The organism is Acrocarpospora macrocephala, assembly GCF_009687865.1.
GTDB classification, from domain to species: domain Bacteria; phylum Actinomycetota; class Actinomycetes; order Streptosporangiales; family Streptosporangiaceae; genus Acrocarpospora; species Acrocarpospora macrocephala.
In genome coordinates this window covers 38,640-46,937 of the sequence record NZ_BLAE01000038.1, presented here as the reverse complement: position 1 = coordinate 46,937, position 8,298 = coordinate 38,640, and the positions used below count along the sequence as shown (strand labels likewise).

The 8,298-nt window shown below is 67.5% G+C and carries 9 protein-coding genes; 7 read left to right on the top strand and 2 right to left on the bottom strand.

Annotation, left to right across the window (positions count from 1 at the left end; genetic code table 11):
• Positions 1-53 precede the first annotated feature (53 nt).
• The 4 genes from Amac_RS31265 to Amac_RS31250 all read left to right on the top strand — a co-directional run bounded on the left by Amac_RS31265 (position 54) and on the right by Amac_RS31250 (position 3,931).
• Positions 54-1,094 (top strand): FecCD family ABC transporter permease, encoded by a 1,041-nt coding sequence (locus Amac_RS31265; RefSeq protein WP_155358016.1) that lies wholly within the window; start codon positions 54-56, stop codon positions 1,092-1,094.
• Positions 1,095-1,363: 269 nt separating this feature from the next.
• Positions 1,364-2,359 (top strand): FecCD family ABC transporter permease, encoded by a 996-nt coding sequence (locus tag Amac_RS31260; protein ID WP_218041403.1) that lies wholly within the window; start codon positions 1,364-1,366, stop codon positions 2,357-2,359.
• Between the two features lie 5 nt (positions 2,360-2,364).
• Positions 2,365-3,198 carry an ABC transporter ATP-binding protein gene (locus Amac_RS31255; protein ID WP_155358014.1) on the top strand — a complete coding sequence of 278 codons (834 nt, stop codon included), beginning with the start codon at positions 2,365-2,367 and terminating at the stop codon, positions 3,196-3,198.
• A 133-nt stretch (positions 3,199-3,331) separates the two neighbouring features.
• Positions 3,332-3,931: an RICIN domain-containing protein gene (locus tag Amac_RS31250; RefSeq protein ID WP_155358013.1), complete on the top strand. Its 600-nt coding sequence runs from the start codon at positions 3,332-3,334 to the stop codon at positions 3,929-3,931.
• A 1-nt stretch (position 3,932) separates the two neighbouring features.
• On the opposite strand, the gene Amac_RS31245 is transcribed toward Amac_RS31250, so the two are convergent.
• Positions 3,933-4,397, bottom strand: a complete 465-nt coding sequence (locus Amac_RS31245) for a nuclear transport factor 2 family protein (protein ID WP_155358012.1) — start codon at positions 4,395-4,397, stop codon at positions 3,933-3,935.
• A gap of 143 nt (positions 4,398-4,540) precedes the next feature.
• Between Amac_RS31245 and Amac_RS31240 the strand changes: the two genes are divergently transcribed.
• Positions 4,541-4,963 carry a VOC family protein gene (locus Amac_RS31240; RefSeq protein WP_155358011.1) on the top strand — a complete coding sequence of 141 codons (423 nt, stop codon included), beginning with the start codon at positions 4,541-4,543 and terminating at the stop codon, positions 4,961-4,963.
• Here Amac_RS31240 and Amac_RS31235 read toward each other — a convergent pair.
• Entirely contained in the window at positions 4,926-5,867 is a 942-nt protein-coding gene (locus Amac_RS31235; RefSeq protein ID WP_155358010.1) for a methionyl-tRNA formyltransferase, read from the bottom strand. The genes Amac_RS31240 and Amac_RS31235 overlap by 38 nt on opposite strands.
• 86 nt (positions 5,868-5,953) lie before the next feature.
• Between Amac_RS31235 and Amac_RS31230 the strand changes: the two genes are divergently transcribed.
• Both Amac_RS31230 and Amac_RS31225 read left to right on the top strand, forming a co-directional pair.
• Positions 5,954-7,267 carry a lysine N(6)-hydroxylase/L-ornithine N(5)-oxygenase family protein gene (locus Amac_RS31230; protein WP_155358009.1) on the top strand — a complete coding sequence of 438 codons (1,314 nt, stop codon included), beginning with the start codon at positions 5,954-5,956 and terminating at the stop codon, positions 7,265-7,267.
• 247 nt (positions 7,268-7,514) lie between these two features.
• Positions 7,515-8,297, top strand: coding sequence for an IclR family transcriptional regulator (locus Amac_RS31225; protein WP_155358008.1), 783 nt, complete (start codon positions 7,515-7,517; stop codon positions 8,295-8,297).
• Position 8,298: the final 1 nt, after the last annotated feature.

Sequence of the window (8,298 nt, the reverse complement as noted above, 5' to 3'; positions counted from 1 at the left end):
ATGGGAAGTCCGCAAGCATAGAAATTAGGCGTGCCTAACCTAAACTCACGAACATGGAGACGGCTCGGTTGACTCGGTACAAAGGGCTCGGCCCGGCCCTGTTAGTCGTGGGCCTGGGCGCGTCGCTGGTCGTGCTGTGCGTGCTCTCACTCGCGCTCGGGGCCCTCAACGTCCCCATTGACCAGGTGGTTCAGGCCTTGTTCGGCACGCCGGCCGATCGGACCGTCGAGAACGTCATCTGGTCGGTACGGGTGCCGCGGACGCTGCTCGGCCTCACCGCCGGGGTGGCGCTCGGCCTGTCGGGCGCGCTCATGCAGGCCCTCACCAGAAACCCGCTGGCCGACCCAGGCCTGCTGGGCGTGACCGCGGGCGCGTCGTTCGCGATCGTGGGCTCGGTCGCCTTGCTGGGGATCGGCTCGCTGCTCGGTTTCATCTGGTTCGCCCTCGCCGGGGCGTTGATCGCCAGCGTCGTCGTTTACTTGCTCGCCGGGTTGGGCCGCTCGGGACTGACTCCGGTGAAGCTCGCGCTCGCGGGGATCGCGGTCACCTCGCTGCTGTTCTCGATCACGCACGCGATCGTGCTGGTCGACCCGGAGGCGCTCAACCGCTACCGGTTCTGGTCGGCTGGTTCGCTGGCCGGGCAGACCGGCGATGTGGTCGCGCAGATCCTCCCGTTCGTCATCGCGGGCACCGTTCTCGCGCTGGCCTGCGCGCCCGCGCTCAACAGCCTGGCGCTGGGAGACGACGTGGCCGCCTCGCTGGGGCGGAAGGTCGGCTTGATCCGGGTTCAGGGCGTGATCGCCATCATGCTGCTCACCGGGGCCGCGGTCGCGGTCATCGGGCCGGTGGTGTTCATCGGTCTAGTGGTGCCGCACGTCGCCCGGGTCCTGGCGCAGCAGGCCGGGCTCGGCCCCGACCATCGCTGGCTGCTCCCCTTGTCGGCGGCGCTCGCCCCCTGCCTGCTCCTGACCGCTGACATCCTCGGCCGGATGCTGGCCAGACCCGCCGAAGTCCAAGCCGGGATCCTGATCGCCTTCATCGGCGGCCCGTTCTTCATCGCCCTGGTCCGCCGACGCCGCCTCGCGGAGATCTAACCATGATCCACCCCCCATCCACCGATCCCCCCGGACGCCAGCCTTCCGGATCCGCAGGCTCCGGGCCCCAGCCATCAGGCTCCCAGTCCGAACACCAAACCTCGGGACCCCAGGCCGCCGGACCCCACCCTTCCGGGTCCAAGCCGCGAGGATCCCAACCCACCGGAGCCAAGCGCTCCGGACCCCTAACTCCAGGGTCTCGGCTACCTGGAGCCCAGCGCTTCGGGGGTCGCGGCCATTTCCGGCTGGTGGTGCCGCCGGTCTCCGGCATGGTGCGCCCCCGCCTGGTCGCGGTCTGCCTGACGCTCACCGCCGGAACCTTCGCGGCGTTCTGCTGGCTTCTGTCGGTCGGCGACTACCCGATCACGCTCCCCGAAGTCGTCCAGGCGCTCGCCGGTTACGGCGACCCGGGCAACATCGTCGTCGTCCGCGAACTCCGGCTCCCCCGCGCCGCCGCCGGGCTGCTGGTCGGGCTCGCGTTCGGCATCTCCGGCGCGCTGTTCCAGACCATGGCCCGCAACCCGATGGCCAGCCCGGACGTCATCGGCCTCATCCAGGGTTCCGGCACGGCGGTGGTCGCCAGCATCATGCTCGGCTGGACCGGCGGCCTCGCCACCCAGACCATCGGCCTGGCCGGAGCGCTCGCCACGGCCCTGATCGTGTACCTCCTGGCCTGGAAACGCGGCACCACCGGCTACCGGATCATCCTGGTCGGGATAGGCGTGTCCTGGATGTGCACCAGCGCCACCGACTACCTGATCGCCCGCGGCGGCCAGTTCCAGGCGCAGGCGGCGGTCGGCTGGCTGGTCGGCAACCTCAACGGGCGCGACTGGGACCAGGTGCTCCCGCTCGCGCTGGCCTGCGTGGTCCTGATACCGGCCGCGCTGCTGCTCGGCCGCCTGTTGCGTACGCTCCAGCTCGGTGACGACGTCGCCGCCGGGCTCGGCACGCCCGTTCAGCTGACCCGGTTCGCGATCATGCTGACCGGTGTCGGCCTGATCGCCTTCGGCACGGCGGCGGGCGGCCCGATCGCGTTCGTCGCGCTGTCCGCCCCGCAGATCGCGCAACGCCTGGCCGGCACCGCCTGGCCGCCCACCCTGGCCTCCGGCCTGACCGGCGCCCTGGTCGTGCTGGTCTCAGACGTGGTGGCCGCCCGGTTGATCCCCGAGGCGGAACTGCCGGTCGGAATCGTCACCGGCGTGCTAGGCGCGCCGGTTCTGCTCTGGTTGCTCATCCGCGCCAACCGCGCGGGATCAGGAGGCTGAACGGCATGTACGACCCTGACCTGCGGGCCTCCGCCCTCCACCTGGCCTACGACGACCGCCCGGTCATCCAGGATCTCGACGTCGCCGTCCCCCCGGGCCGAATCACCGCCATCGTCGGCGCGAACGCCTGCGGCAAGTCCACCCTCCTGCGCGCCCTCGCCCGCCTCCTCTCCCCCCGCCAAGGCACGGTACGGCTGGACGGCCGAGCCCTCCACTCCATCCCCACCAGGGAACTCGCCCAGCGCCTCGGCATCCTCCCCCAGGCTCCGGTCGCCCCCGAGGGCATCACGGTCATCGACCTCGTCACCCGTGGCCGGTCGCCCCACCAGACCTGGTGGCGGCAGTGGTCGAAAGCCGACCAGCAGGCCGTCCAGGACGCGCTGGACGCCACCGGCATCGCCGACCTGGCCGACCGCGCGGTCGACGAGCTCTCCGGCGGCCAGCGCCAGCGCGCCTGGATCGCGATGGCCGTCGCCCAGGGCACTCCCGTCCTCCTCCTCGACGAACCCACCACATTCCTGGACATGGCCCACCAAGTAGACGTCCTGGACCTGATCACCGACCTGAACCGCCGCGAGAACCGCACCATCGTCATGGTCCTGCACGACCTCAACCAGGCCTGCCGCTACGCCGACCACGTGATCGCCATGAAGTCCGGCCGAATCATCGCCGAAGGCACCCCCACCGACGTCATCACCCCGGAAACGGTCGAAGAGGTCTTCGACTTACGCTGCCAGATCACCACAGACCCGGTCAGCGGCACCCCTCTGATCATCCCGATCGGCCGCCACCACACCGGCGAGAACGACCCGATCCCCCACCGATGGGCGACGCGATAACAGGGTTGCTCGCCGTTATCCGGCTGTGAGCAGAAATCCGCACCGGTAATTTGGCATGGATGCGCGGTGACGCCCCGGCTTCACTACGGGCACGGCAGGAAGGACCCGCCGAAGATCACACCGGGGGCACCCCATGCGCATCGGCATGTCCGCCACGCTGGCGGCGCTCGGCCTCGCCGCCATTCTCTCCGCCATCAGTAGCACGCCCGCCACGGCGACCGCGGCATCCGGCAACCAGGATCGCATCGCGTCCGTGCTGCTTCCGCCGATGTCGCCGTACAGATACATAATCAAGGGGGATCGGTTCACGGTCACCACCAAGGTCAGTCCGGACGCGATCCGATTGAAGCTCTGGAAGATGCCGTCGGCGAACAATGCGTTCAATCTGCACGGCCTCTGGTTCTTCGCTCCGGTGCCGCAGCGTCCAGGGGCGTACTACCTGGAGAACCGTGACGGGGGCTGTTTGGACATCATTGACGGCATCTCCGCCGTCATCGGCACCGATCTGGCCCTTCGCCCGTGCGATGGCACCCGGAGCCAGCAATGGTCCACCCCGTATCGGGATGGTCGCTGGGCGCTGAGGAACCAGTGGAGCGGCCTGTATGGAGCGGTCAAGCTTCCGATCGCCGAGAACAAGGTGCTGACCCAGCAGCGGACCGGTTCCTTCGAGGAGCTCTACTTCCAGATGCCCTTCTTCTCATCCTGGCCGTCCACGGCGGACGCCTACCGATAGGTCACAGACCCAAGTCGGTCAGACCGGGGTGGTCATCGGGGCGGCGGCCAATGGCCCAGCGATACTTGCGATCGGCTTCGTCGATCGGGAGGTCGTTGATGCAGGCGTAGCGGTGCGCCATCAGGCCCTCGTCGTCGAACTCCCAGTTCTCGTTGCCGTACGAGCGATACCACTGGCCGGAGTCGTCATGGCTTTCGTACGCGAAACGGACCGCGATGCGGTTGCCGGTGAAGGCCCACAGCTCCTTGATGAGCCGGTAGTCCAGCTCCCTGTTCCATTTGCGAGTCAAGAACGCGATGATCTCCTCGCGGCCGTTGAGGAACTCGGCGCGGTTGCGCCACCGGCTGTCGACGGTATAGCCGAGCGCCACCTTCCCGGGGTCTCGGGTGTTCCAGGCGTCCTCAGCCAGGCGCACCTTCTCGATCGCGCTCTCCCGGGTGAAGGGCGGCCGTACCGACGAGGTCATGACTTCCTCCAGCGACAAAGGCGCGGCGACCGCCGCTGACGCCGTTGTTCCGCAACATCGGTCTACGCACCCCCAAGATCAGGCCAAGGTGTGAGAACCACTCGAACGCCCCACCGGGCTCCGTCGCGTTCTAGGATCTGGCCGTGATCGCTGAGCTGGAATGTGTCGTCCTGGACTGCCCCGATCCGATGGAACTCGCCACGTTCTATCAGTCGCTGCTCGGCGGGGCCGTCAACCAGCCGGATCGGCGGTGGTCGCTCGACGACGACTGGGCAACGCTGCACGCGCCGTCCGGTCTCGTGATCGCCTTCCAACGGGCGGTGGACTACCAGCCTCCGCAGTGGCCGGACCCGCTCCGGCCTCAGCAGTTCCATCTGGACTTCGGCGTCCCGGACCTGGATCGAGCGCACGAGCAGGTCCTGTCCTGGGGCGCGACCGTACTGGATGAAGGTCCTGCTGGACGAAGCTGGCGTATTTACGCGGACCCGGCAAGTCATCCTTTCTGCCTGGTCCGCAAGAAAAAGCCGCCTACGGATGGCCGGTCAGATAGCCCCCCATGGTCTTGAAGTAATCGGTGGCGGCGTGTTCGCTCCCGTCGTCCGTTCTGACGCGCTTGACCAGAAGACCTGGGCTCCGGCCGTTGCGGGCGTCGGCCCCCGCGACGATGACCACGCCGTCACCCTCGCGGATGAAGATGCGGCCGGGCGTCCCCCCGAACCGAGCCTGGGAGACGGCGGCGGAGATGATGCGCAGACGCTCGCCCCGGCAGAACGTGTACGCGTTCGGGTAAGGGTCGGATTGCGCCCGGATGAGGCGTTCCAGATCCTCGGCGGGCCAAGTCCAGTCGATCCGGCTGTCCTCGATCGCCCGCTTGTGAAAGAAACTGGCGGCACTCCGATCCTGCGGAGTCCATTCCGCATTGCCCGAATCGATCAGTTCAAGGGCGTCATGAACGATCGGCGCGATCAGATCGACAGTACGGAAGAACAGATCGGTCGCGGTGTCCCCCGGCCCGACCGGCACCGCCCGCTGCACCAGAATGTCCCCCGCGTCGAGCTCGGCGTTCATCCGATGCGCCGTCACCCCGACCTCCTTCTCCCCATTGATGAGCGCCCAGATCAGCGGCGAGAACCCCGCGTACGCGGGCAGCAGCGAGTCATGCACGTTCAGGGTCCCATGCACCGGCAGATCGAAGATCTCAGGCGGTAACCAGGTACGCCAGTTGTTGGCGACGATGAGATCCGGCGCGAGCTCACGGATCACATCGCCCAGGTCGGTGGGCCGGTTCCGGAGCAGCGCCGGCACGCCGCTCTCCGCCGCCAGATCGGCCACCGAATCATCCCAGATCTTCTCGTACGCGTGCTCGCTCCGCGGATGCGTCACCGCCAGGACCACCTCATGCCGGGAGTCCAGCAGAGCCTGCAGCGTGCGGTGTCCCCAGGTCTGATAGCCGAACATGACTACCCGCATGGTGTGGTTTCCTCTCCATCGCGACCTTGTTGCAAGGTAAGGCTAACCTTATCTACCATACGAGCGATGAAGGAGGCGATGTCGCGGTGACCACGCTGCGCACCGGGCCGGAAGCTGTTTACGACGTGCTGGGGATCGGCTTCGGGCCGTCCAACCTGGCGTTGTCCATCGCGATCGAGGAGCACAACAACACATCCGGAGACGTGATCACCGCCGGTTTCCTGGAGCGGCAGCCGCAGTTCGGCTGGCATCGGGGCATGCTGCTCGACGACGCCACCATGCAGGTGTCGTTTCCGAAGGACCTGGTCACCATGCGGAACCCGGCCAGCGACTTCAGCTTCCTGTGCTACCTGCGGGAACGTGGCCGTTTGGTGGACTTCCTCAACCAGAAGACGCTGTTCCCGTTACGCGCCGAGTTCCATGACTACTTCGAGTGGGCGGCGGCCCGGATGCGGCACCTGGTGGAGTATTCGGCGGAAGTCCTGCAGATCGAGCCGGTCAGGGCCGAAGGCGGCGAGATCCGCTGGTTCGACGTCACCAGCCGCGATCCCGACGACCCGGGCCGCACGGTGGTGCGCCGCGCCAGGAACATCTGCGTGGCAGTCGGCTTGGAGCCCCACCTGCCGCCGGGAACCGTACTCTCCGATCGGGTCTGCCACACCAGCGAGCTGATCCCCCGGGTCGCCGAGATGGCCGGCGCGCCGGTCCGCCGGGCGCTCGTCCTGGGCGCCGGCCAGAGCGCGGCCGAGGCGGTCGACTACCTGCACCGCGTCTTCGCCGACGCCGAGGTCTGCGCGGTCTTCGCCAAGTACGGCTACACGCCCGCCGACGACACCCCCTTCGCCAACCGCATCTTCGACCCGGAAGCGGTGGACGTCTACTACACCTCCCCGCCCGAGGTGAAGCAGTCCCTGCTGGAGTACCACCGGAGCACCAACTACTCGGTGGTCGACTCCGAACTGATCGAATCCCTGTACGCGACCATGTACCGCGAGCAGGTCCACGGCCGGAAACGCCTGCGCATGATGAACGTCTCCCGGATCAGGGACGTACGCGAACAGGACGGGCGGCTCGCTGTCACCGTGGAGTACCTGCCGACCGGCGAGCACGAGGTCCTCGACGCCGACCTGCTGGTGCACGCCACCGGCTACCGCTCGCAGGACATCGGCGCCCTGCTCGGCGAGACCGCCAAGCTCTGCCTGCGCGACGACGAGGACGCGATCCGGGTGGACCGCGACCACCGCGTCAAGGTCGCCCCCCAGGTCACCGCCGGAATCTACCTGCAGGGCGGCACCGAACACTCGCACGGCCTCACCTCGACGCTGCTCTCCACCACCGCCATCCGCGCCGGCGAAATCCGCGACTCCTTGCTCGCCCAGCGCAGCCTCACCGCGAACTAGCGCAGCACCGCGTTCCACATCCGCAAAACAGACAAACTAGGATGCAAAATCTAGCGCAAATTACGCAAGCTACTTCTCAGTAGCACACACTTCGCGCCACATATTGCGCAATACGCCACTAAACGACGCTCCAGGACAGTAACAGGGCGCTCACTGCCGCGCGCCCTGAAGTCTTGACACCATCAACCGCTGATGGAACTCTCGCAATTGTGTTGCAGGAATATGAAAATAGATTCGAGTAACTCGAATGCGAAGCGGCAGAAAGTCGTCGAGTGTTGACAAGGCTTTCGAGATAGTTGCCGCCGTGTCCGAGGCGGGCCGGAGCGGAATCACGCTCGGCGCCCTGGCCGCCCGGGCCGGCGTGGCAGTGAGCACAGCTCACCGATATGTCACTTCATTGCTGGAATTGCGCGTTCTGGACCGTGACGCGGCGGGTTGTTACCGCCTCGGCGTCACCTTGATCATGCTGGCCGGTCAGTACCTCGACGAGGACGGCCTGCGCGCGGTCGCGCAGCCGTACCTGGCGGAACTGGTCGAGCTCAGCGGCGAGACCGTGCACCTGGGCATCCCGGTGGGCCACCAGATCGTCTACATCGACAAGGTGGAAAGCGCCAAGTCGGTACGCCTGGTGTCCCGGATCGGCAACCGCGCCCCCCTGCACTGCACCGCGATGGGCAAGGCCGTGCTCGCCCTGCTCGACACCCCGACGATCGAAGAAGTCCTGTCCGGGCACCTCGATCTCCGCACCCCGCGCACCCTGACCGGCGACGACCTGCTCGCCGAACTGGAACTGATCCGCCGCCAGGGCTTCGCGATCGACGACGAGGAGAACGAGGAAGGCGTGCGCTGCGTCGGCCTCCCGATCCGCAACTCCGCGGGTCAGCCGGTCGGCGCGTTCAGCGTGTCGGCCCCCGCCGGCCGGTTCAGCATCGACGACTGCCACCGCCTGGCCCCCCGCGCCCTCACCATGGCCGCCGACATCAGCCACCGCCTCGGCTACGGCCCTGCCAAGAACGGCCTCCGGCCATGAC